Origin of the sequence: Desulfatibacillum alkenivorans DSM 16219 (assembly GCF_900142135.1) — a bacterium.
Classification (GTDB): Bacteria; Desulfobacterota; Desulfobacteria; order Desulfobacterales; family Desulfatibacillaceae; genus Desulfatibacillum; species Desulfatibacillum alkenivorans.
The window spans coordinates 41,345-63,598 of sequence record NZ_FQZU01000003.1 but is presented as its reverse complement, the minus strand read 5'-3'; the positions used below and the strand labels follow the sequence as shown (position 1 = coordinate 63,598).

The following is a 22,254-nucleotide window of genomic DNA, read 5'->3' as shown; positions in this document are numbered from 1 at the left end:
AGATCAACCATCTTATCCATTATCCATCAGTTTTAAAGATTGTAGCATCTCAATAATAATACATGAAAATAGATAATAACAACACATAGCTATGTGTATAGGAAACATTGATTCAGCCATATATCAATACCTGATTAATGTAAATAGTTTTTCGAAATGCCGGAAGCCAACTGCTATGGGTAATTCATGGCAAGAATCCAAACCGCTCTTCATCTCTTTACGGGTGAAACTTTTTTATATCCTCTGTGCCCCACCTTTACTATGATAGGATTTTGGAGGATGTTTTTCAAAGTTTGATGAACTCCCCCAAATTGATAGAGCTTGCTGAGCGCTTTTTTATGTAGGTTATCCAAGTTCTTTTTTAAGACAAAGCAAAACGCGCCGCCGGGCATTCGGCGACGCGTTTTTATGGTGAGACGGCGCGTCAATGGCATTGAAAACGCGCACACTGGGAATTCGGAGCGAAGCGGCCCCTATTTGAACGAAATATCAAACAATCAAAGGCGGCTGACAAAAAAGAATGGCCCCCGCCGCTCCCGAAAGGAGAATCGCCCTTAACTGAGACTATTGGCCCGGCTCAGGCCCCGCGGCAAAACCTCATCAAATGAAATCGTTATAACAAAATAGCCTGCCATCGAAATCGTTTATTTAAAAGCCGCCACCACAAGGCCGGGGGTGGTGTTTTTGCCTTCGGGATTTTCCGTCCAAACGGAAAGCTCCACCAGTTTTTCCCCGTTTTCCTCAAACTTGCGGACCACGGTTCCTTTGCAGGTGATTTCCTGATCCGGAAAATCCATGCCCCGGTATTGGCAGGACATTTTCTTGATGCGGCCTGCATGGTCCAGCCAATTGGAGACGCATTCGCCGATGACGGCGTATTTAAAGCGGCCGTGCACAATAATGGAGCCAATGGCTTTGGACTGGGGAAAATTATAATCATGGTGCAAGGGATTGAAATCCCCGGAGCCGGCGGCGTATTTGACAAGCTGGGTGACCCCCGGGCATTTTTTCAGTTCCGGGATCAGGTCTCCTTCGTTGATTGCTTCCCATGTAATTGCCATGCTGTCCTCCCTCCTAATATAGAATGACCTGGCTGCGCTGAATGGCTGCGACCTTGCCGTTCTGGTTCGTGTACGCGGCTTCCGTGCCCATGATGAGCATGGTTCCCAGGCCTTTGCTTTCCTTGGTGGCCAGGCTTGCCAGTTTGTTCACGCAAGTGAGGGTGTCTCCGGCGCATATGTCTTCAAAATATTCGGTTTCCGTTCCGCCGTCCAAGAGCCCCAACAGGCCGTGATCCAAAGGCGGGGAGTAGCCGGGCGGAAAAGGAAGGTATTCGTCGCTCCGGCCCGGGATGAAAATCGCCGTGCCCAGGTAGGACGGAGGCGCGGGAAGATCGCGGTAGCCGGCTGCTTTGGCGGCTTCCACGTCGTAATACACCAGATCGGTGTAGCCCACGCCCCTGGCGAAGGCCCGCACGCTGGTGGCGGTCACTTCAAAGTCCCAGGGGGCGGATTCCCAACCCACAAGAGCTTGCATTTCTTCGGTAATTTGGAAATTCTCTGCCATTAAAATGACCTCCTTTCCGGAGGCCGCCCGGCCCTGAGTTTGAGGGCCGGGCGGCTGCTTTTTGTTTCATGTCGGAGGGAGGAAATACTAATCCCTTCCGATAATGGAGATGGCAGCCACGTTCTTGGCCGGGGTGCCGCCCAGGTTATGGGTGAGGCCGAACCTGGCGTTCTTGACTGCGCGCTCTTCCGGAACTCTTTCCAAAAGCTGCTCGTACATGGCGTAGATCATCCGGAGGCCGGAAGCGCCGATGGGGTGGCCGAAGCACTTGAGGCCGCCGTCCACCTGGCAGGGAACTCCGCCGCCCTTCAGGTCGTAGAAGCCGTTCATGACGTCTTCGTATGCGCCGCCCTTGGGAGAGATGTGCACGTCTTCCATGGTCACGAATTCGGTGATGGAGAAGCAGTCATGGACTTCCATCATGCTCACTTCTTCGCGCGGATTCTTGATGCCGGCTTCTTCGTAAGCCTTGGTCGCCGCCACGCGGGTGGTGGCGAAGTGGGCCCCGTCCCAGTTGGTGTAGGTTTCTTCTTCGCCGGAGCTGACGGAAATCTGCAGGGCCTTGACCTTGACGATGTCCTGGTTGGGCTTGAGGCTCTTGGCGATTTCCGGGGTGGTGACGATGGCCGCGGCCGAGCCGTCGGACACGCCGCAGCAGTCGAACAGTCCCAGGGGATAAGCGATCATGGGAGCGGCCTTGATGGCTTCTTCCGGCACCGCTTTCCTCAGGTGGGCCTTGGGGTTCAAGGAGCCGTTGTAATGGCTTTTGGCCGAAATATGAGCAATGGCGTCCTTGATCTTTTCCATGGGAATGTCGTACTTGGCGGCGTAAGCCGTGGCCAATTGGGCGAAAAGGCCCGGGGCCGTGGCGTTGGAGCCGCGCAGGAACATTTCCGTACCGAAAGCGGCGCCGCCGGGAAGTCCGCCGTAACCGGTGTCTTTCAGCTTTTCCACGCCAAGGGCCAGAACGATGTCATAGGCCCCGGAGGCCACAGCGTAGGTGGCGGCCCGGAAGGCTTCCGTGGCCGTGGCGCAGAAGTTTTCCGTTCTGGTAATGGGGATGAAGGGGAGCTTGAGGGCGGCGCCCAGGGGGGTTCCGGCCTTGCCCACGTTCACTTCATCGATATGAACGCCAAAATAGGCGGCTTGAATTTCCTTTTTCTCGATGCCGGCGTCCGCCAGGCACTCCAAAAAGGATTCCACCATCAGGTCTTCGCCGCTGCAGTCCCACCGTTCGCCGAACTTGGTGCATCCCATACCCAGGATGGCGACTTTATCTCTAATTCCGTCAGCCATGATTACGCCTCCTCTCTTTTGGGAACTGCTTTCCAGAAATAACCGGCAATGTCCCTATGCTTATCGGAGTACTTCCTCCGGAAGCTCACGACAACAGGCATACCCGTGGCCAGGGAGTCCAGATCGCAATCCGTAAAGTCAAACATGTACTTGCCGCCTTCTTCAAAAACCACCTGGCCGTAAATGGCGGGCGGATTGACGGAAGCGGCCAGGTTGTCGCCGGTGTAGCTGGCGATCGTCCCGACTTTGTCGGCAAAGCAGTATTCTTCCATCTGATCGGCCGCGCCGCACTCGGGATTCACGCAGATGCGCTGCTTGGGATATTGCACCGTGCCGCAAGCCTGGCATTTGGTGCCCCAAAGGCCCAGGACTTCCCTGCGTTTTCTCCAGAGCTGAGACCAACGGGTCCACAGGTCTTCTTCGCTCCTGAGGCCGGCGTCTCCGGGCAGGATATCCCGCCAGATCAAGTACTTGGTATAGTTATCCAGGTCAGCCCTGTTGGCCAGGCTTCCGGTGATGGCGGCGCGGGGGGCCAACTTGGTGATGTTTTCGGTGACTTCAAAGGCCAGTGCGTCGCAACCGCTTCCAAAGCTCACCAGCAAAATCTTGTCGCCGGGTTTGGCCTCCTCCAGAGCTTTGACGAACATGACCAGGGAATGGGGCGTTCCGGTTTCCCCGATTTCAACCTGAAGGTTGGATTGATCCTGCTCAGGGGTGATGCCCAATTTCTTGTTAAGGCCTTTGCGGGCGGCCCCGTAGTGGCAGGGATACACCACCTTGGCGAAGTCGGTCATGGCCAGGCCGGTTTTTTCCAGCAGGCCCTGCACGGCTTCAGGCACCAGTTGGGCGAAGCCCAGGTCGCGGATCCAGCGGTCTTCCCAGGCGCGGTCGAACTTGGCGGTTTCGCCGCGGTAGTGATCCACAAAGTCGTAAGTGGTGGAGTAAGCGCCCTTGAATTCGGCGATCACGTTTTCGGATCCCACAACCAGAGCGGCCGCGGCGTCGCCGAAAATCAACTCCTGGGGAGAAGCGGGCTTGCCGAGCCGGCAGTCGGATGCCGTGACAACCACATTGTCCACGCCCTTGGCGGCCACGCCTTCCAGGGCGGCTAAGAGAGCGGTGGTTCCGGCTTTGATTCCGCCGGAAAAGTCCGCGGCGCGAATCTGATCGTTAAGGCCCAGGGCGGCCGTGATAATGCCGGCGTTAAGCCTTTCTTTGTAAGGCATGGTGGTGGAAGCGTAGTACACGCCGCCCACGGTGGATTTGTCCACGCCCTTTAATGCATCGATGCCCGCGGCGACGGCCATGGTGATGCTGTCTTCGTCAAAGTTTGCCACCGCTTTTTCCCCCCTGGCATTGGCGATATTTGCGGGATTCATCCATCCCATGGCGCCGTAGACCAGGCCGCGGTTCAAGCGATAGCGCGGTACGTAACCGCCGTATGAACATATTCCAGCCATTGGACCTCCTTCAGATATCCTGTGCGGCATCCGCACTGAGTGGAATGGGCGGCCATGCTTAAGACCCCCAGGGCCGCCCGGGTTATATAGATATCGGGTCGTGCAAAGGCGCCCCCGTATTCGAGGGCGCCTAATAGTCTTTTACATGCCGCCGGTCATTTCAATGCACTGGCCGGAAACGTAGTTGGACAGGGGAGAAGCCAGGAACAGGATCACGCCTGCAGCTTCTTCGGGCGTTCCGCCGCGGCCCATGGGGATGACCATTTTCATCATCTGGCGCTGTGCGTCCGGAATGCCCAGGGCGACTTTCTCGCCGTCGCGATCCACGGCGCCCGCGTCTTCCTTGGCCGCGGTCAGGCGGGTTTCCACCCAGCCGTAAGCCACGGCGTTGGACTGGACGTTGTAGCGGCCCCACTCCTGAGCCATGGTTTTGGTCATGCCCAAAAGGCCGGACTTGGCGGAGGAATAGTTGATCTGGCCAGCGTTTCCGCGGGTGCCGGAGACGGAGGAAATGTTGATGATCTTACGGGCCACGGGGCCGCCTTCAGCCATTTCCTTTTTGGCGGCGTCCTTGAAATAAGGAGCGGCCGCACGGATGAGGCGGAAAGGGGTTCTCAAGTGGATGGCCATCATGGCGTCCCACTGCTTGTCGGTCATTTTATGGACCACGCCGTCCCAGGTGTAACCGGCGTTGTTCACGATAATATGCAAACCGCCCCAGGCGTCCACAGCGGCTTTCACAATGCCTTCCGCGAAATCGTCGGCCGTGGCGTCGCCTGCGTAGGCGATGGCCTCTCCGCCTGCGGCCTTGATTTCAGCCACGGTTTCCTCGGCGGGGGCGGGGTCGATGTCGCTGACAACCACTTTGGCGCCTTCAGCGGCGAACAGCATAGCTGCGGCTTTGCCGATTCCGCGACCGGAACCCGTAATAATGGCTACCTTGCCATCCAGCATTTTTTCCATGATAAACTCCTTTGTTTTCAGGGGTTAAAAAGCAATTAAGAGTCGCTAAAGCCAGCCTGGGGCTAAAGGCCCAAAGACTTGGCGATAATGGTTTTCATGATTTCCGTTGTTCCTGCAAAAATGGTGGTGATGCGCTGATCCCGGAAGCCGCGGGCCACAGGAGAGGACTCCAGGAGTCCGTATTCCCCGAACAAATCCATGATGTCGGAGATCTGGAGGTTCATCATTTCCGAGCTGGCGTATTTGGACATCATGGTTTGCGCGGTCACGTCCTTGCCCGCCATGTGGTCGTTGATCAGGTTGTCCAAAAAGGCCCGGTTCAGGTTGATATCCGTCGCCATTTCAGCCAGTTTGAACTTGACGGCCTGGGATTTGCTCAAGGGCTTGCCGTCCACAATGGCTTCCTTGGCGTAGGCCACCGCCCACTTGAGCGCGGTTTCCGCTCCGGCCACGTTGGCTATGGCGCTCATGAGACGCTCCTGCTGGAGCTTTTCCATGAGCATAAGGAACCCGTGGCCTTTTTGGCCCAGGATGTTTTCCTTGGGAATGCGGCAGTTGGAGAAGAAGAGTTCGGCCGTATCCTGGCTGTGCATGCCCATTTTGTCCAAATGCTTGCCCCGGGTGAAGCCGGGCGTTCCGTCCTCCACAAGGTACAGGGAGACGCCGGCGTGCTTGTCGGCTATCTCGGGATTGCGGGCCGCCAGAACGACCAGGTCGCAGTTGATGCCGTTGGAGATGAAGGTCTTGACGCCGTTGATGACGATCTCGTCGCCGTCTTCTTCGGCCGTAGCCTCCAGGCCGCCCACGTCGCTGCCTGCGCCGGGCTCGGTCATGGCCACGGCTGTGATGATTGCGCCGGACACGCATCCGGGCAGGTACTTTTTCTTTTGCTCTTCCGTGCCGTAGGTATTGATGTAGGGCACCACAATATCGCTGTGAAGCATGGCCGCCAGGCCGGCCTGGCCGACGGCCGCCATTTCCTCCGTGATGATGACCGAATACAGGAAGTCAAGCCCAGGGCCGCCGTATTCCTTGGAAACGCAAGGGCAAAGGTATCCGGCCTCGCCCATCTTTCTCCAGGCCTCTTTGGGAACGATATGGGCTTCCTCCCATTCCATGGTATGGGGAAGCACTTCCTTCTCCATATATTCACGCACCTGCAGGCGGAACCGCTCATGATCTTCGGTGTATTTTAAAACTCCCATGATTTCTCCTTATTATGCCTGTCCAGCCCCTGGGGGCTGCGGGTATTTTGGTTAGAAGCGGCTACCGAATCCTGCCGATGGCGCTTTGGGCGATGATGTCCTTTTGCACGGCGGCGGCGCCGGCCATGACTTCCAGGGTTTTGGCGTCCCGGTAGGAGCGCTCCACTTCGTACTCGGTCATGAATCCGTATCCGCCGAAAAGCTGGATGGACTGGGCGCTGACTTCCATGGCCGTACGGCAGGCCGTCATCTTCGCCATGGAGCACAAGGTCGGATCCATCTTGCCTTCGTCCCGCACCCAGGCGGCCTTGTAGGTAATCAAGGCGGATAATTCGATTTTCACGGCCATGTCCGCGATCTTGTGCTGGCTGACCTGGAACTGGGCCAGTTTCCGGCCGAACTGCTCCCGGCCCTTGACGTACTCCATCATGCGGTCGTAAGCGCCGAAGGCCGTCCCCAAAGCCTGGGCGGCCAAAAGAATCTTGTTTTCCGCGGTGAACTCCTTGGCGTAAGCAAGCCCCTTGCCTTCCTCGCCCACCAGGTTGCCGGCGGGGACCCGCACTTTATCAAAGGCGATGTTCGCCGTGGGAGTCATGTTTCCCCCCAGCTTGCGGCCCAGGCCTTCCACGGAGAGCCCGGTGCGGTCGGCTTCCACCAGAATCAGGCTGGCGGCGTCCCCGGTCTTGCACAGGACAATGTAAAATCCCGCCAGGCCGCCGTTGGGCACATAGGTTTTCTGGCCGTTGATCACCCACTCGCCGCCTTCCTTCTCCGCCGTAACGGCTTCCGCGGAAAGGTCGCCGCCCCGCCGGCTTTCTCCGAACGCGCCCGCGGAAAGCATTTCCCCTTCCAGAACCTTGGGCAAAAAAGCCTCCTTAAGGGCGTCGCTTCCCCACTTGGCAAGACATTCCGCTCCGTGAGCCGCATATCCCAAGGCCACGCCCACGGTGGAGTCCTTGCGGCAGATCTCTTCCAGGGTGACCACGCTGTCCAGCATGCCCAAGCCCCCCCCCGAGTATTTTTCAGGCAGATGCATGCCCAAAAAGCCCAGGTCCGCCGCCTTTTCCCAAACTTCCGTCGGAAAGGCTCCGTCCTTTTCCCATTGGATAATGGTTTCCTTGTCCAATTCCCCCTTGGCAAAGTCCTTTGCGGCTTTGCGTATCGCCTGTTGCGCCTTGGTAAATGCGAACATTTCTTACTCCCTGAAGTTGTCGATTATTTGCCTAAAACGGCGGAAAATCAGGCCTTACCCTCTTGGAAAGCGAAAACGCTCCTAAGACCGAAGTTAACGCGTTTGCGAGATAAGACGAAATCCAACGATATTCCCTCACAGTCATGGCACTTGCAAATCCGTTTTGTGAGATCCGTCTGAATGTTCACCCTCCGGGCCGCGGGAGGCTTTGGGATTATCCCCGGCGCTTCCCGGACCCGCGGGATGATAGTGCATAATGTATTCCAAAACGCAAAGTTTTTTGTTTATTCAATTATTTCATCTAGTTTAAAGGCACAGCACGAAATAAAACGCGCAAACCCCTGCGTTATATATCAAACGAGCTTTATATATCGTTCATAATGCTTGACTTCCACGCCCCCCTCAGGCTATGCTCTCCCCGGTCTTCCAAACCGGTTGAAAATTGCTTTCCTTCGGAGCAGACGCCCATGCCTGACCTGAATACCCCGTCCTCTCTTCCAAGGCTCGCCGACCATGGTCTGCTGAGCCTCATGGCCATGTTCGAGGATAATTTCTCCGTGGACTGGATCCTGGAAATGTCCGGCCTGAAAGCCAGCGAAATCCTCCAGGAGCTGGACAAACTCTTTGAAAGAAAAATCCTCCAAAAAGAAGGCCCCGGCGTCTATTCCTTCAGAAACGAGGCCCAAAGAAAAAAGATCGCCCAGTCCGTTCCCCAGGCGGAAAAGGAGCTTTGGCACCGCTCCATCGCGGGAATTTACTTCCGGGAGATGCAAAGCCAGGACGAAGCTGTCCTGGCGGCTTCCAGCCACCTGATTCATTTGAAAAACGGCGAGCAGGAGTGCAAGGTCCTCATGAAGGCCGGGGACATTTACCGGAAGACCCACCGCCACCAGAAGGCCCTTCAATGCTACCAGAAAATCATCGACGACCTGGAAATGGCCGCCTCCACCCAGGCGTACCAGCTGTTCACCAATGCGGTTATCGCCGTCTCCAAGATCGTGGAGCTGGCGCCGGACGTGGAAGCCACGGTGCCGCCCCTTAAAACCGCGGTGCAAAAGGCCCGGGACCGGAAGGACGACGCCCATACCGCGCTTCTGGAAATGCATTTGGCGAAAAACGAGTGGTTTTGCTCCCACTTCAACCAGGCCATGCGCCACTTTAATCGCGGCTGGGCCCTGGCGGAGAAGATCGACGACCCCGCTTTGAAAAGATCCGCGGTGTTTTTGAGCACCTTTTTCCTGTACGCCCAGGGCAGGCTTCGGGAGGTGATCCGCAACTACGAAGAGGTGGTCTCGGACATCGACAAGTATCCCAGGGGCCGCTTTCCCATGCTGTCCGCCCAGGTGGTGGGGGTCTGCTATGCCTTCAACGGCCAGATCAAGCGGGGCATGGGCCTCATGGACGCCATTTATGAAAAATGCCGGAGCGTAGGGGATTTGTACGTGGGCAGCTACGTGGGCTACCATATCGGCAGCCTGCTCATAGAGCTGGGGCAGTACGAAGAGGCCATCTACTACCTGGACCTGGCCCTGGACCACGCCCTTCAGACCAACAACACCTACAACTCCATCCTCATCAGCCTGAACCTGGCCCTGGCCCATTTCCGCAACCACAACCAAAAGGAAGCGGTTTCGTATTTGAGCGAGGCTGTGCGGGTCACAAGGGAGAGAGGCATTAAAATAGAAACCCATATTTATCAAAACGCCGAAATGTTCTGGGCCATGGAGCAGGGCCAGCTTCCGGCGGTCCAGGCGGCCTTGGCCATGGAAGATCTCAAGGAGTGGCAAAAAAGCCGGAACATCCTTATTAAAGGGGGAGCATACCGGTACCAGGCCCTTTTGGAGGAAAAGAGGGGCGTGGAGACCAGCAAGGTTCTCCGGTCCATGAAGCTCTCGGAAAAATGGCTGGAGGAGTCCGGCCACGAGATTCAGCTCGCCCGGACCCGCATGGAAATGGCCCGCCTGTACCTGTCCATGGGCCAGGAAAAAAAAGCCAAAGGCGCCATGCAGAAAAGCGCCGAGCTACTGGACTCCTTTCTCCACGACCAGGTTCCCGACAATCTGCGATTCCTCTTAAAAGACCTGCGCACGGATAAAAACCTGCTGGAGGAAATCATGAAGCTGGGGCAGGAGCTGGCCACCATCCGGAACGACCGGGACCTGGTGCGTCATATTCTTGCCACTGTCAATCGCATTACAGGCGCCGAGCGGGGCGCGGTCTTTCTGGTCAACAAGGAGACCGGCAAGCCCGCCGTGGTCCTTAGGGCCGCCCGGAACATCATGGAGCAGGACATTTCCCGGCCCGAATTTCAATCCAGCATGAAAATGGTGCGGGAAGCGGCCTTTACGGGCCGCGCCCGGTTTCGCCTCACCGAGGCGCCCCGCCAGTCCCACCCCCTTGAAAATAAGGTGGTCCACTCGTGCATTTGCGTTCCCATGAAATTCCGGGAGACGGTCCTGGGGGTGCTGTACGTGGATAACCGGATTTTCCCCAGCGCCCTGAAGGAGTCGGACATCCGCATTCTGGATTTTTTCTCCTCCCAGGCCGCCATCGCGCTGGATAACGCACGGATTCACGAACAAAACAGAGCTCTTATCCGCAAGCTGGAGGAGGAAAAGAGGTATCTGGAGGAACAGCAAAGCGAGTTTCAGCCCCCCGTGGAATTTGTGGGCGAGTGCTCGGCCGTGCGCAAGGTTTTGAATGACGTGAAAAAAATTGCGGCCACGGACTCCACGGTCCTGATTTTGGGGGAAACCGGCGTGGGCAAGGAGTTGATCTCAACAGCCATCCACGAAAGAAGCTCCAGAGCCGGCAAACCATTCATCCGCGTCAACTGCAGCATGTTTCCGGAAGGGCTCATAGCCAGCGAATTGTTCGGGCACGAAAAAGGCGCTTTCACCGGTGCGGACAAAAGGCGCCTGGGCAGATTCGAACTGGCGGACGGAGGCACCCTGTTTTTGGACGAAATCGGCGACATCTCCCACGAAGTCCAGGTCCGGCTGCTGCGGGTCCTTCAAAACAAGGAGTTCGAACGGGTGGGCGGAAGAACCACCCTGCGGTCGGACTTCAGGCTCTTGGCGGCCACCAACCGGGATTTGCGGGAGGACGTGAAAACCGGAAGATTCCGGGAAGACCTGTACTATCGCCTCAATGTTTTAAGCCTTAAAATTCCTCCCCTGAGGGAGCGCAAGGAAGACATACCTCTTCTTGTGGACTATTTTCTGGATCGGCACGCCAAGAACCTGGGAAAGCCCCGGGGCGCCGTCACGCCGGAGGATCTGGACAAACTGGTGGCCTATGACTGGCCCGGCAATGTGCGGGAGCTGGAAAACGTCATCGAAAGAAGCGCAATCCTGAGCTCCGGCGCCCGTTTGGAAATTCCGGATCTCTCCCAAAGCGGCGCCTCCTTCGCTCTGGACCGGGATGCCGTCTCCCTGGAGGAAAACGAACGCCGTCATATTTTATGGGCCTTAAAAAAGACAGGCGGCAAGGTGCGCGGCCCGGGAGGGGCGGCCGAGCTTTTGGAAATCAATCACAACACCTTGTTTTCACGCATCAAAAAACTGGGAATCAAGAGAAAGTAAATGGGCGCCGTTCGCAGGCCGGCCCGGGAGGCGCGTGGCCCGGAATTTGCATCCTGTTTTTTCGGACCCATGCTTTTGAAACCACAGGCCCAACCGGATTATTGACGACAACCAACGGCCGGCAATGGCGTTAAGCCGATTCGCGAGGAATGGATGGAAGGCGGACCTCCCAAAATTTTGACCATTGACGATGAAGACGCTATCCGCTGGAGCTTTGCCTCGTTTCTGGAGGATAACGGCTATGAAGTCCTGGAAGCTGCAAACGGCCGGTTGGGCGTGGAGCTCTTTCGCCGGGAAAAACCCGACCTGGTTCTGGTCGACCTGCGTATGCCGGAAATGGACGGTCTGGAAGTGCTTTCCATTCTAAGCAAGGAGTCGCCGGACGTGCCGCTTATTGTGGTTTCCGGCGCCGGGGTGGCCAGAGACGCCGTCAATGCCTTGAAAATGGGCGCCTGGGACTACATATTCAAGCCCATAGAAAGCCTTAGCATCCTCCTGCACACGGTGAGAAAAAACCTGGAGCGGGCGCAATTGCGCAAGGAGAATAAGGATTACCAGGAAAATCTCGAAGCCCTGGTGCAGGAGCGCTCCGAAAAGCTCATGGAGTACAGCAGAAGGCTGAAGCACATCACCGACTGCACCCTGTTTTTCACTGCCTGCAACACAGAAGACGAGCTGTGCACCATGCTTTTAAGCGCCTTGATGGAGAACGCCACGGCCGGGCAGGGGCGGTTTTTCCTGCGCAGGGATGACGTCCTGGTACTAAAATGCTCCACCGACGCCAAGCGCCCCGGGTGGTCCATCCCCTTGCCTGACGGCCAGGACGCCTTGCTGGATAAGCTCTGGAGCGCCGGAGAAGCGGTTATCATCAATGCCTATGAACAAGGAATTGGGTATCTGGACGCCGCCTTAGAGGGGTGTGAAGGCGCCTCTCTGCTGCTGACCCCCATCTTTACCCCGGACAAAAGCATTCTGGGTCTGAGCATCATCTCAAAGGCCGCGGACGACCCTTTTTCGGATGCGGACCTGGAACTGACCGCCCTCATAGCCACCCACGGCGTGGAAGCCCTCAAGGACATCAATGCAGCCCGGGCGCTTACGGCCAGTGAAGAACGCTTTCGGGCTTTGACGGAAAACTCCTCCGACATCACCTTGATCATAGGGCCGGACAACACCTACACCTACGCCAGCCCTTCCGTTTTTTCCGCTTACGGTTACAAGCCCGAAATGGTGATCGGCCAGTACACCAGCCGCAACATGCACCCCAAGGACGTTTCCATGGTGGAGAAAGCCCTGGAAAAAGCATTAACTCATCCCGGGCGGCCCATTAAGCTGGAAGGCGTTCGTTTCCGCCACAGGGACGGCGGATGGTACTGGCTGGAGGGGGTGCTAAACTCCCAAATGGACGTTCCGGGCGTGGGCGGCGTGGTTTTCAGCGGCCGGGACGTGACCGAAAGAAAGGCCTCGGAGCAAAAGCTTCAGGACGCCTATCAGCAGCTTGAAAAAAAGAACGTGGAGCTGCAGAACGCCCATGAGCTTCTGGAAGCCAGGGCCAGGGACTTGGAAGTGGGGAGCATGTACAAATCCCAGTTTCTCGCCAATGTATCCCACGAGCTTCGAACGCCGTTAAACAGCATTATTCTATTGTCCGGGATTTTATGCGAAAACCGGGAAAAAAACCTCACCGACAGCGATCTGGAATGCGCCCAGGCCATCCAATCCTCGGGCAAAGCCCTGCTCCTGCTTATCAACGAGGTTCTTGATCTTTCCAAAATAGAAGCCGGCAAGATGGCGGTGAACACCTCCTTTTTTGAGACCAAAACCTTTGTCCAGGCTATTGAGAGGGAATTTCTGCCCCTGGCCAAGAACAAAGGCCTGGATTTTTCCGTCAGGATGGACGCGGACATTCCTCAAAACATCCAGTCAGACAGCCAAAGACTGGAGCAGGTGCTGCGTAATTTTATCTCCAATGCCTTAAAATTCACCAAACAAGGCTCCGTGGTTTTGCGGGTAAGCCGCCCCAGGAAGGAGGACGCCCTTCCCGGTTATCCCCCGGGCAAATGCGCAGCTTTTTCCGTGACGGATTCAGGAATAGGAATTCCCCAGGAAAAAATGGAGGAAATCTTCGAAGCCTTCACCCAGGCCGACGGAACCACCAGCCGGGAGTTCGGCGGAACCGGCCTTGGGCTGACCATCTCGCGGGAAATCGCCCGCCTCATAGGCGGCGCCGTACGCGCCGAAAGCGAGCCGGGTGCGGGCAGCACCTTCACTCTGATCATCCCGGAAGTCTATGCAGCGCCAGCGGATCCGCCCATAGTCCGGCCGTGGGAGGGAGTGGGAGCTCCCGGGGAGCCGGAGTCGGCCCCGCCCGCCAAGCAGGAGCCTTTGCAACTGCAGCCCGAAAACGAGCGTTTTTTTAACGGCAGGCTCATTTTGCTTGCGGACAGAGACATGCGCCATGTTTTCACCTTGCGCAAAGTCCTGGGCGACGTGGGGGCCAAGGTCATTGTCGCCAGGAACGCCCGCGAAATCCTGGAGCGCTTGCAGGAAAACGAAAACGTCAGCCTGATCATAGCGGAGGAAGCCTTGCTATCCTCCGACAGCTACGCCCCGATCAAATCCATCCGGGAGGAAGAGGCGGGCAAAGGCATTCCCTTGGTTGTTTTAAGCAAAAAACAGGACGGTCCGGATTGCCAATCCGCCTTGGAGGCGGGCGCCAACGCCTGCCTGGCCAAGCCTGTGAACCTCAACTCCCTGGCGTCCAGGGCGGATCTCTGGCCCAAAGGAGACAATTTGCATATTGAGGCGCTATAATACTCTTGTATTTCTATTGGGAGTTCAGTAAATGTGGCGATGCTCTATAGAATACCAGGATAAAGAATGACAGACCAGCCCATTAAAATACTTGCTGTTGACGATGAAAAAGCCATTCAAAACAGCGTTTCAGCCTATCTGCAAGACTACGATTTTGAGGTGGTTCTTGCCGATGACGGCATTATGGGGCTTGAAAAATTCCGGGCGGAATCGCCGGACCTGGTGCTCCTGGACCTGCGTATGCCCAGGATGGACGGGTTGCAGGTTTTAGAAGAAATCAAAAAAGAGTCCCCGCTCACCCCGGTCATCGTCATTTCGGGCGCCGGGGGAGTGAGCGAAGCCGTCAACGCCCTCAGAAACGGCGCCTGGGACTATTTGATCAAGCCCATCAACGATCTGGATATTCTCTACCACGCCATCATCAACGCCCTGGAGAAAGCCCGGCTCACCCGCGACAACAAGGAGTTTGCGGAAAAAATCCGGGAAAGCGAGGAACGCTACAGGGCGCTGATAGAAAACGCCGGCTCGGCCATTCTGTTTTTCGACGCAAACGACAAAGTCATCCTGGCCAATGAAGTGGCGGCGTCCTTATTCGGAATGAAGAAGGACAAAGTCGAGGGCATGGGAGTCAGGGACTTCATGCCTTCCGAAGACGCGGCCCGGTTCACCAAGCGGTTTCATGCGATCCTGGAAAAAGGCGTTGGGGGCATTTATGAAGACTGGGTGACTTTGCCGGGCGGTCAAAAACGCTGCTTCTCCAGCAATATCCACCCCATTTCCCGCTCTGACGGCCACATTATGGGATTCCAGTGCATTCTGCTGGACATTACCCGCCAAAAGGAAGTGGAGCAAGCGCTCAGACGCTCTAAAGAGGAGACCGAAGACGCAAACAGGCAGTTGGAAATGATTATTGAAGACTCCAACCGCCTTGCCGTACAAGCGGATCTGGCCAATATGGCGAAAAGCGAGTTTCTAGCCAACATGAGCCACGAAATCCGCACCCCCATGAACGGCGTCGTGGGTATGATCAGCCTGCTTTTGGAGACGGAGCTCACCCGGGAGCAGAAGGAGTACGCCGAAACGGTTCGCAACAGCGCCCATTCCCTCCTGGAGATCATCAACGACATCCTGGACTTTTCAAAAATCGAAGCAGGCAAGCTGGACCTGGAAGCCATTGAGTTCGATCTGCGCAACACCCTGGAGGAAGCCAGCGACATTGTCGCTTTAAGGGCCCAGGAAAAAGGCCTGGAGTTCGTCTGCATCATTGACCCGGACGTCCCTTTCCGCCTTAAGGGGGATCCGGTCCGGCTTCGTCAGATCGTATTGAATCTGGCCAATAACGCCGTCAAGTTCACGGCCCAGGGAAGCATCACCATCCGGGTGGAGCTGCTCAAGCAGGCGCCGGACTTGCTGGAATTGAAATTTTCGGTGACGGACACGGGTATAGGAGTCGCCGCCAGCCGCCAGCAATCTTTGTTTGACGCCTTCACCCAGGCCGAGGCCTCCACCACGCGGAACTACGGCGGCACAGGGCTTGGCTTGGCCATTTCCAAAAAACTCGCTCAAATGATGAAAGGCAAAATAGGGCTGGAAAGCGAGGAGGGCAAGGGTTCCACCTTCTGGTTCACCGCCCAGTTTGGAAAACAGACTCAGGCCAAAGAAGAAATTTCCCCCTATCTCGCCGTGCAGAACAAACGGGTGCTGGTGGTTGCCGAAAACGCCGCCACCAGGCTTCAACTGGTCAACATGCTTAAATCGTGGTCCTGCAGACCGGAGGAAGCCCAGGGCGGAGGCGAGGCTCTTGAAAAGATGCGCCTGGCCGCGGCGTCTCAGGATCCCTTTGCCCTTGCTATTGCGGACAACAAGCTCAAAGACATGGATGGGGAAACATTGGGGCGGCTGGCGAAAAAAGATATCAAGCTCGCCGGCGCCCACTGGCTGATCATGACCTTCATGGGCAAACGCTGGGACGAGTACAGGATGAAGAGCGCGGGCTTTGAAGGATGCCTCACCAAGCCCGTCAAACAATCCGCTTTGTATAACAGCCTGGTAAGCGCCTTGAACGCCGAAGGCGGATCGCATAAAATCTCCAAGCGCCCCCGTTTTGAAATGCCGTCGCTGACTTCCCTGCAAAGGCCGGACGTCTCCATCCTGGTGGCCGAGGATAACCCGGTCAATCAAAAAGTGGCCCTGAGCATTCTAAAAAAACTGGGGTTGCACGCAGAGGCCGTGGCCAATGGAAGGGAAGCGGTGAAAGCCCTTTGCGAGAAAAAATACACCATGGTGTTCATGGATTGCCAAATGCCTGACATGGATGGGTATGAAGCCGCCAGGCGCATTCGGAGCCGCCGATCCTGCGTGCTCGACCCGAAAACCCCCGTCATAGCCATGACGGCGCACGCCATGGAGGGGGATCGTAAAAAATGCATCGAGGCCGGAATGGACGACTATTTGTCCAAACCCGTCGAGCCCGGCGCCCTCATTGAAATGATCCATAAATGGCTGCCGGAGAAAACCGAGGCGGAAAAAATCAGACCGGAAAAGACTCCCCAAGCGCAGATGCCAAAAAGGCATCCGGTGTTTGATAAAAAAGGCCTGCTGGATCGTTTGCTTAACGATGAAGACCTGGCGCGTGAAATAGTTCAGGCCTACATTGAGGACACTCCCGGCAAAATCCTGGAGCTCAAAGGCTTTGCAGAGAAAAAGGATTTTACCGGGATAAGCAAATGCGCCCACGCCATTAAAGGCGCCGCCTCCAATGTTGGCGCCATGGCCATGATGCACATAGCAAGGGAAACGGAGATGGCGGGCGTTAATGAAGACTTAATCGCCGTGATTGCTTTGGCTGAAAAACTCGACGCCGAGTTCACAAGCTTGATGGATGAGCTTGAAAGCATCCACTGGCAAACCCCCTGACAGGGAGCTTTCCCGTTAGCAGAGGTATATGGCTGGAACGGCTTTTAACGATGTTGAGGCGGGATGGATTACTTTTCGTACTTTAACAATCCAAAATCAGATTATGAAGAGAACAGAAGGCGTCTCTTCTTTATCATACCCGCCCATGTCGGCGTTTTCGTTTGCATTACTGTCGGCCTGGTTAACCTATGGAACGGCAACGCCGGGCTGGGTTCTCTGGACTTTGCCATGGCCGCCGTCATAGGCTTTGGGCTCTTATTATTGAAGCGCATGCCCTCCGGGCGGATCGTATACCGGGTCGTGATTTTTTGCACCAGCGTTTTATTTACATATTTCATCTATCTTGGCGGCCGGCATGGCTCCCTGCTCTTCTGGATTTTTCTGTTACCCCCGCTTACTCATTTTATATTAGGAAAAAAGGAGGGCCTGTGGTTCTCCTTGGGCGTTTATTGTCTCGCCGCAGCCATAATAATTCCGCCCGCGGAGTTTACCGGCGCATTCCCGTATCCTCTTGCGATAAAAACAAGGTTCCTGATAGTCTTTCTGTTTTCGCTTATTACGGCCAATCGATACGAGGCCATCAGGGAGGAAATCCAGGACGGACTGAACCAGGAACGGAAAAAACTCAAGGAAGCCAACGACACCCTCCAGTACTTGAAAACCGCCATAGACCATTCCGTAGACGGCATTGCGGTCGCCGGACCGGACAGGCGAATAAAATTCGCCAACCCCGCGTGGGCGTCCATGCACGGGCTCACCCCAAAAGAGGTGGAAGGCGCCCATGCGCGGATTTTTCATTCCGCCGCTCAATATGAAAATGAGGTGGCCCCGTTCCTGGAGCTCGTGTCCGCCAAGGGAAGCAACTATGGAGAGATGGGGCACGTTCGGAAAGACGGAACCGAATTTCCCTGTTGGATGAGCATCTCGCTGATACGCGGGGAGGGGGAAGACCCGACAGGCGTGGTGGCTGTAGCCAAAGACATTTCGGAAAGAAAAGCCGCGGAGGCCGCGCTGGTCGCCAGCGAAGAACGCAACCGGGCTTTGTTGGAGGCCACCCCGGACGCTGTCACGGTCTATGACCGGGAAGGCAATCTCCTTTACCTCAATCCGGCCTTTGAGCAGCTGTTCGGCTGGACTGCGGAAGAGGTGCTGGGCAAGCCTTTGGATTTCGTCCCCAGCGACGAAAGGCCCAAAACCGACGAGTTGATAGCCCGCATGCGAAAAGGCGAGTCCGTCCTGGAAGAAACCCAACGATACACTAAGGACGGCCGGCTCCTGGAAATTCAGGCAAGCGCCTCCATGTTTTGGGATAAAGACGGGCATTTTCTCGGGACTGTGGTCATCTCGCGGGATATCACGGACCGAAAAAAGGCGGAAGAGGCGCTAAAAAAAGCCAAAAAGGACGCCGAGACCGCCAATATCGCCAAAAGCCAGTTTGTGGCCAACATGAGCCACGAAATCCGCACTCCCATGAACGGAGTCATTGGCATGACAGGGCTTTTGCTGGATACGGACCTGGATGAAAGGCAGCGTGAATTCGCCGAAACCATCCAATCCAGCGCAGCCAACCTGCTGACTGTAATAAATGACATTCTGGATTTTTCAAAGATCGAAGCAGACAAACTGGAACTGGAGTCCATTGGCTTTGATCTTCGTTTTACTCTGGAAGACGTGAGCGATCTGCTGGCTATGAAAGCCCAGGCCAAAAACCTGGAATTCGTCTGCATGGTGGACCCGGATGTACCCTCCCTTCTGGTGGGCGATCCCGGCCGCCTGCGCCAGTTGATCATCAATATATGCAATAACGCCATCAAATTCACGCGGGAGGGCGAAGTCGTCGTCAGGGTTGTCGGAGAAGAAATCAAAGAGGATAAGGCGTACCTGCGTTTTACGATAACGGACACGGGAATCGGCATTCCCGAGGATAAGCAGAACGACCTTTTCGCCCCCTTCACCCAGATGGATGCGTCCACCACCCGGGAATACGGCGGAACGGGCTTGGGACTTTCCATCTGCAAAAGGCTCGTGCAGTTGATGAACGGGGAAATAGGGGTTAGCAGCCGTCCAGGAGAAGGCGCCACGTTCTGGTTTTCGCTTCCTTTTCCAAGGCAGACGCAAAGCCGGGAGCCTCTTGCAACCGCGAGCATCCAAGGCCGTAAAATCCTGATAGTTGACGACAACGCCACCAACCGCAGATTATTGAGCGTCCTTTTGGAAACCTGGGGTTGCCGGCACGAAGAAGCCCCGGACGCCCGGAGCGCCCTGATTAAAATTAAGAAAGCGGCTCTGGAAGAAAAGGAGCCGTACTCGCTCATCATCACCGACATGCAAATGCCGCTGATGGATGGAGAGGAGTTGGGCCGGCTGATCAAAAACGATCCGGACCTGGCTGACAGCTCCCTGCTCATGATGACCTCCATAGCCAACAGGGGAGACGCCGCCCGTTTGTCGGAAATCGGATTCTCCGCCTACCTGACAAAGCCCATTAAGCAGTCCGTCCTGTTCGACTGCCTGCAAACCGTTCTGGGCGCCCATACCCCTCCCCGCCCCAAAGAGCGCAAGCCCATTATAACGCGCCACGCCATTGCAGAGGCGAAGAAGCGCCGCTATCGCTTGCTGCTGGTGGAAGACAACCTGGTAAACCGAAAAGTCGCCCTGAGCATCCTTGATAACCTGGGTTTCAAAGCGGATGCAGTATCCAACGGCTTGGAAGCGATTTCGGCGCTGGAGATGCAACCCTACGACCTGGTGCTGATGGATTGCCAAATGCCCGAATTGGATGGATATGAGGCTACTAAACGAATTCGCAGCACTGATTCCCGGGTGTTAAACAAAGGCATTCCCATCATAGCCATGACCGCCCACGCCATGGCCGGAGACCGGGAAAAGTGCATTGCATGCGGCATGGACGATTATATTTCCAAACCGGTGGAGCCTGCGGCGTTGAATCAGGTTGTGGAAAAATGGCTGGACAACTCCAATCCGCCTTCGGAGCCTGCTCCCCCGCCTTCGGAGCCTGCGCCGATGCCGGAGGAAGAGGCGCCCGTTAAGGCGGGAACAGATGTTTTTGACATGGAAGGCCTTTTTTCTCGCCTGTTGGAAGACAGTGCGCTGGTTAAAGACGTGCTGGGTGCATTTTTGCAGGAACTTCCCAATCAGATTAGAACCTTGCACATAGCCCTGGAAGAACGGAACCTGGTCTTGGCGGGACTAAAAGCCCACACCCTGGCAGGCTCCTCGGCCAGCGTGGGCGCCTGCGCCATCCAGGCCGCCGCCAAGGATCTTGAAACGGCGGCTATGGATTCGGACTTGAATAAAAGCCTGGCAATATGTGAGCAGTTGGAAAAGGAAGGGAGGCTATTTGGCGAAGCGGTGAGGAAAACAGGAATTTTGGAATAGGGAAAGAGGCCCCTATCCCCATCCGTCATCAGAAGAGTCCTGGGAGCCGGAGGCCCCCCAGGCGTCATCCGAGTCGCCGGAGTCGCCCCACTCGTCGCCGTCCGAAGATTTGCCGCCGAACCCCTCCACTTCCAAGGGACCGTCCAGCAAATCCAAATCCCCCAGGTCGGTAAAGGCCAGAAGCTGCCCCCCGTCCATGGTGGAAAATCCGTGTATCTCCGCACCTTCAAAGTCAGGCCAGCCTTCGCCGGTTTTGGGAAGCCCCAGTTCAAAGGTTTGCCCCGCGGGAACCAGCAGGCTCATGCACCGGCCGATCACCGTGTTTACGATTTCATTGAGAGAATCCTGGAGCATTTCCTGACTACAGGGTTCATCCAGCATTCCGTATAAGGATTCCACGATGCGGACTCCCACTTCCCTGGTGTAGGCGATGGCCATAAAGCCCGGTGCAGGAGCTTTTACATCCACCCGCGACCAAATCATATCATCTGCAGTGGTGTCCGGCGACTCATCTTCAAGACGGGAGATCTGCATGAAGGCCATGCCTTCAAAGGTGTCGCTCATAGCTCTAAAAACGGCTTTGGTCACATTTTCTGACGAGGTCATTTTTCCTCCTGCCTTTTAAGAAAGAGCTTCTAAAATAGGAACCATAATGGAAGGGCTGATTGGCTTGGAAATGACGGCATAAGCTCCGCCTTGCATAAGCTCCTGTTCTTTTGCGGGGTTTTTGGCGCTCGTGATAACCAAAATCGGCATGGCCTTGAACTTGTCCTGGGCCCTGACCTGGAGCAAAAGCTCCTCCCCGCTGACCTCCGGCATGAACAAGTCCGTGACCAGCAGGTCCGCCGGCCCTTGCTCCAGAAGCGTGAGCGCTTCTGCGCCGTTTTTCGCTTCCATAAACTGTGCGCCGTCAAACCCTGCTATTTGCAGGCACCGTATAATGAACATACGGGCTGTGCCGGAATCATCGGCCACGATTACTTTTTTCATTGCATTTCCTCCTCACTTCCAAACATAGACTCCACCACCTGCTGGTATTCCTGGCCGGCGTCCAGAATCACCTTTTCCAACTCCGCCGCGGAAACATCTATGAAATTTCTATAGTCATGGTCCAAAAGATAAAGCATGGTGTCAGCGCCGGTGCCCGTGCCGCTCATCATGGCGATGAAATCGCCCAGGTGAACCGCATAAACCAGTGTGCGATATTCCTCTTTGGCTTTGGACGGGGCATGATGATGCCGGATAACCTCCCTTAAGGGACCGGGCAGGCTCCAGTGCATGGCGATGGCCTCTCCCACCTCCGGGTGGTCCGTGCCCACGGCTTTGGCTTCTCCCGCCACAAAATCCCGCATTTCTCCTTTATCGGCGATGGCGACGATCTTTCTCGCCGAATCGCCCAACGGGGCCGACATGACGGCTTTGCCGATGTCGTGAAGCAGTCCGGCCGTATAGGCGACTTCGGGGTCGGCCTTTCCGCCGGAAAACCTGGCGATCTCCCTGGATGCAATGGCCGTGAACAGGCAATGCCTCCACAAGGAGCCCCGCTGGCTTTCGTATCCGTCCAGCGGGTTGTTAAAAATGCCGCTGGCGCACAAGTGCAGGGCCAATCCGACCACCATGTTTCCTCCGGTGTAGGAAACCGCCCTGGCCACCGTGCTGATTTTGGCCCTGAGGCCGAAAGCAGGGCTGTTTACCACCCGCAGGACGTTGCCTGTGAGAATAGGGTCGCTCTCCACTACGGCCGCAATTTGCGCGACGGTATGGTCCGGGTCCGCCATAATGGACATCAGCCTCACCGCGCTTTGGGATAAAGGCTTGACCTTGGCGATGCTGTCTTTGATATCAGGCGGAATAGCCAT

At 56.1% G+C, this 22,254-nt stretch carries 14 protein-coding genes; 4 read left to right on the top strand and 10 right to left on the bottom strand.

Annotated features, from left to right (window positions below):
• Positions 1-644: 644 nt before the first annotated feature.
• From BUE18_RS03735 to BUE18_RS03705, 7 genes are all read right to left on the bottom strand, one after another.
• A complete protein-coding gene (locus tag BUE18_RS03735) occupies positions 645-1,061 on the bottom strand; it encodes a MaoC/PaaZ C-terminal domain-containing protein (protein ID WP_073472981.1) in 417 nt (138 codons plus the stop codon).
• Positions 1,062-1,074: 13 nt separating this feature from the next.
• Positions 1,075-1,566: a MaoC family dehydratase N-terminal domain-containing protein gene (locus tag BUE18_RS03730; protein ID WP_073472979.1), complete on the bottom strand. Its 492-nt coding sequence runs from the start codon at positions 1,564-1,566 to the stop codon at positions 1,075-1,077.
• An 87-nt stretch (positions 1,567-1,653) separates the two neighbouring features.
• Complete coding sequence (locus BUE18_RS03725; RefSeq protein ID WP_073472977.1) at positions 1,654-2,862, bottom strand: acetyl-CoA acetyltransferase; 1,209 nt, start codon at positions 2,860-2,862, stop codon at positions 1,654-1,656.
• A gap of 2 nt (positions 2,863-2,864) precedes the next feature.
• Positions 2,865-4,322 (bottom strand): hydroxymethylglutaryl-CoA synthase family protein, encoded by a 1,458-nt coding sequence (locus BUE18_RS03720; protein ID WP_073472975.1) that lies wholly within the window; start codon positions 4,320-4,322, stop codon positions 2,865-2,867.
• A gap of 141 nt (positions 4,323-4,463) precedes the next feature.
• Complete coding sequence (locus tag BUE18_RS03715; protein WP_015948647.1) at positions 4,464-5,285, bottom strand: SDR family NAD(P)-dependent oxidoreductase; 822 nt, start codon at positions 5,283-5,285, stop codon at positions 4,464-4,466.
• A 62-nt stretch (positions 5,286-5,347) separates the two neighbouring features.
• Positions 5,348-6,490, bottom strand: coding sequence for an acyl-CoA dehydrogenase family protein (locus tag BUE18_RS03710; protein WP_073472973.1), 1,143 nt, complete (start codon positions 6,488-6,490; stop codon positions 5,348-5,350).
• Between the two features lie 61 nt (positions 6,491-6,551).
• A complete protein-coding gene (locus tag BUE18_RS03705; protein WP_073472971.1) occupies positions 6,552-7,682 on the bottom strand; it encodes an acyl-CoA dehydrogenase family protein in 1,131 nt (376 codons plus the stop codon).
• 467 nt (positions 7,683-8,149) lie between these two features.
• Between BUE18_RS03705 and BUE18_RS03700 the strand changes: the two genes are divergently transcribed.
• The 4 genes from BUE18_RS03700 to BUE18_RS03685 all read left to right on the top strand — a co-directional run bounded on the left by BUE18_RS03700 (position 8,150) and on the right by BUE18_RS03685 (position 20,395).
• The gene (locus BUE18_RS03700) at positions 8,150-11,266 is read left to right on the top strand and encodes a sigma 54-interacting transcriptional regulator (protein ID WP_073472969.1); all 3,117 of its coding nucleotides are present in this window, start codon (positions 8,150-8,152) and stop codon (positions 11,264-11,266) included.
• 153 nt (positions 11,267-11,419) lie between these two features.
• On the top strand, positions 11,420-14,080 hold the full coding sequence (locus BUE18_RS03695; RefSeq protein ID WP_073472967.1) for a response regulator: 2,661 nt from the start codon (positions 11,420-11,422) through the stop codon (positions 14,078-14,080).
• 66 nt (positions 14,081-14,146) lie between these two features.
• Complete coding sequence (locus BUE18_RS03690) at positions 14,147-16,996, top strand: response regulator (protein WP_073472965.1); 2,850 nt, start codon at positions 14,147-14,149, stop codon at positions 16,994-16,996.
• A gap of 63 nt (positions 16,997-17,059) precedes the next feature.
• Positions 17,060-20,395 carry a hybrid sensor histidine kinase/response regulator gene (locus tag BUE18_RS03685; protein WP_073472963.1) on the top strand — a complete coding sequence of 1,112 codons (3,336 nt, stop codon included), beginning with the start codon at positions 17,060-17,062 and terminating at the stop codon, positions 20,393-20,395.
• A 12-nt stretch (positions 20,396-20,407) separates the two neighbouring features.
• On the opposite strand, the gene BUE18_RS03680 is transcribed toward BUE18_RS03685, so the two are convergent.
• From BUE18_RS03680 to BUE18_RS03670, 3 genes are read right to left on the bottom strand one after another with little or no spacing between them, the layout of a single operon-like run.
• Positions 20,408-21,001, bottom strand: a complete 594-nt coding sequence (locus BUE18_RS03680) for a chemotaxis protein CheX (RefSeq protein WP_073472961.1) — start codon at positions 20,999-21,001, stop codon at positions 20,408-20,410.
• Between the two features lie 15 nt (positions 21,002-21,016).
• Positions 21,017-21,385, bottom strand: coding sequence for a response regulator (locus tag BUE18_RS03675; protein ID WP_073472960.1), 369 nt, complete (start codon positions 21,383-21,385; stop codon positions 21,017-21,019).
• Positions 21,382-22,254: an HDOD domain-containing protein gene (locus BUE18_RS03670; protein ID WP_073472958.1), complete on the bottom strand. Its 873-nt coding sequence runs from the start codon at positions 22,252-22,254 to the stop codon at positions 21,382-21,384. The genes BUE18_RS03675 and BUE18_RS03670 overlap by 4 nt, the downstream gene beginning before the upstream one ends.

Bases quoted from the DNA above. Each gene is read 5' to 3' on its own strand.
- BUE18_RS03735 (WP_073472981.1), bottom strand. From the start codon at position 1,061: ATGGCAATTACATGGGAAGCAATCAACGAAGGAGACCTGATCCCGGAA.
- BUE18_RS03730 (WP_073472979.1), bottom strand. From the start codon at position 1,566: ATGGCAGAGAATTTCCAAATTACCGAAGAAATGCAAGCTCTTGTGGGT.
- BUE18_RS03725 (WP_073472977.1), bottom strand. From the start codon at position 2,862: ATGGCTGACGGAATTAGAGATAAAGTCGCCATCCTGGGTATGGGATGC.
- BUE18_RS03720 (WP_073472975.1), bottom strand. From the start codon at position 4,322: ATGGCTGGAATATGTTCATACGGCGGTTACGTACCGCGCTATCGCTTG.
- BUE18_RS03715 (WP_015948647.1), bottom strand. From the start codon at position 5,285: ATGGAAAAAATGCTGGATGGCAAGGTAGCCATTATTACGGGTTCCGGT.
- BUE18_RS03710 (WP_073472973.1), bottom strand. From the start codon at position 6,490: ATGGGAGTTTTAAAATACACCGAAGATCATGAGCGGTTCCGCCTGCAG.
- BUE18_RS03705 (WP_073472971.1), bottom strand. From the start codon at position 7,682: ATGTTCGCATTTACCAAGGCGCAACAGGCGATACGCAAAGCCGCAAAG.
- BUE18_RS03700 (WP_073472969.1), top strand. From the start codon at position 8,150: ATGCCTGACCTGAATACCCCGTCCTCTCTTCCAAGGCTCGCCGACCAT.
- BUE18_RS03695 (WP_073472967.1), top strand. From the start codon at position 11,420: ATGGAAGGCGGACCTCCCAAAATTTTGACCATTGACGATGAAGACGCT.
- BUE18_RS03690 (WP_073472965.1), top strand. From the start codon at position 14,147: ATGACAGACCAGCCCATTAAAATACTTGCTGTTGACGATGAAAAAGCC.
- BUE18_RS03685 (WP_073472963.1), top strand. From the start codon at position 17,060: ATGGATTACTTTTCGTACTTTAACAATCCAAAATCAGATTATGAAGAG.
- BUE18_RS03680 (WP_073472961.1), bottom strand. From the start codon at position 21,001: ATGACCTCGTCAGAAAATGTGACCAAAGCCGTTTTTAGAGCTATGAGC.
- BUE18_RS03675 (WP_073472960.1), bottom strand. From the start codon at position 21,385: ATGAAAAAAGTAATCGTGGCCGATGATTCCGGCACAGCCCGTATGTTC.
- BUE18_RS03670 (WP_073472958.1), bottom strand. From the start codon at position 22,254: ATGGCTATTCCGCCTGATATCAAAGACAGCATCGCCAAGGTCAAGCCT.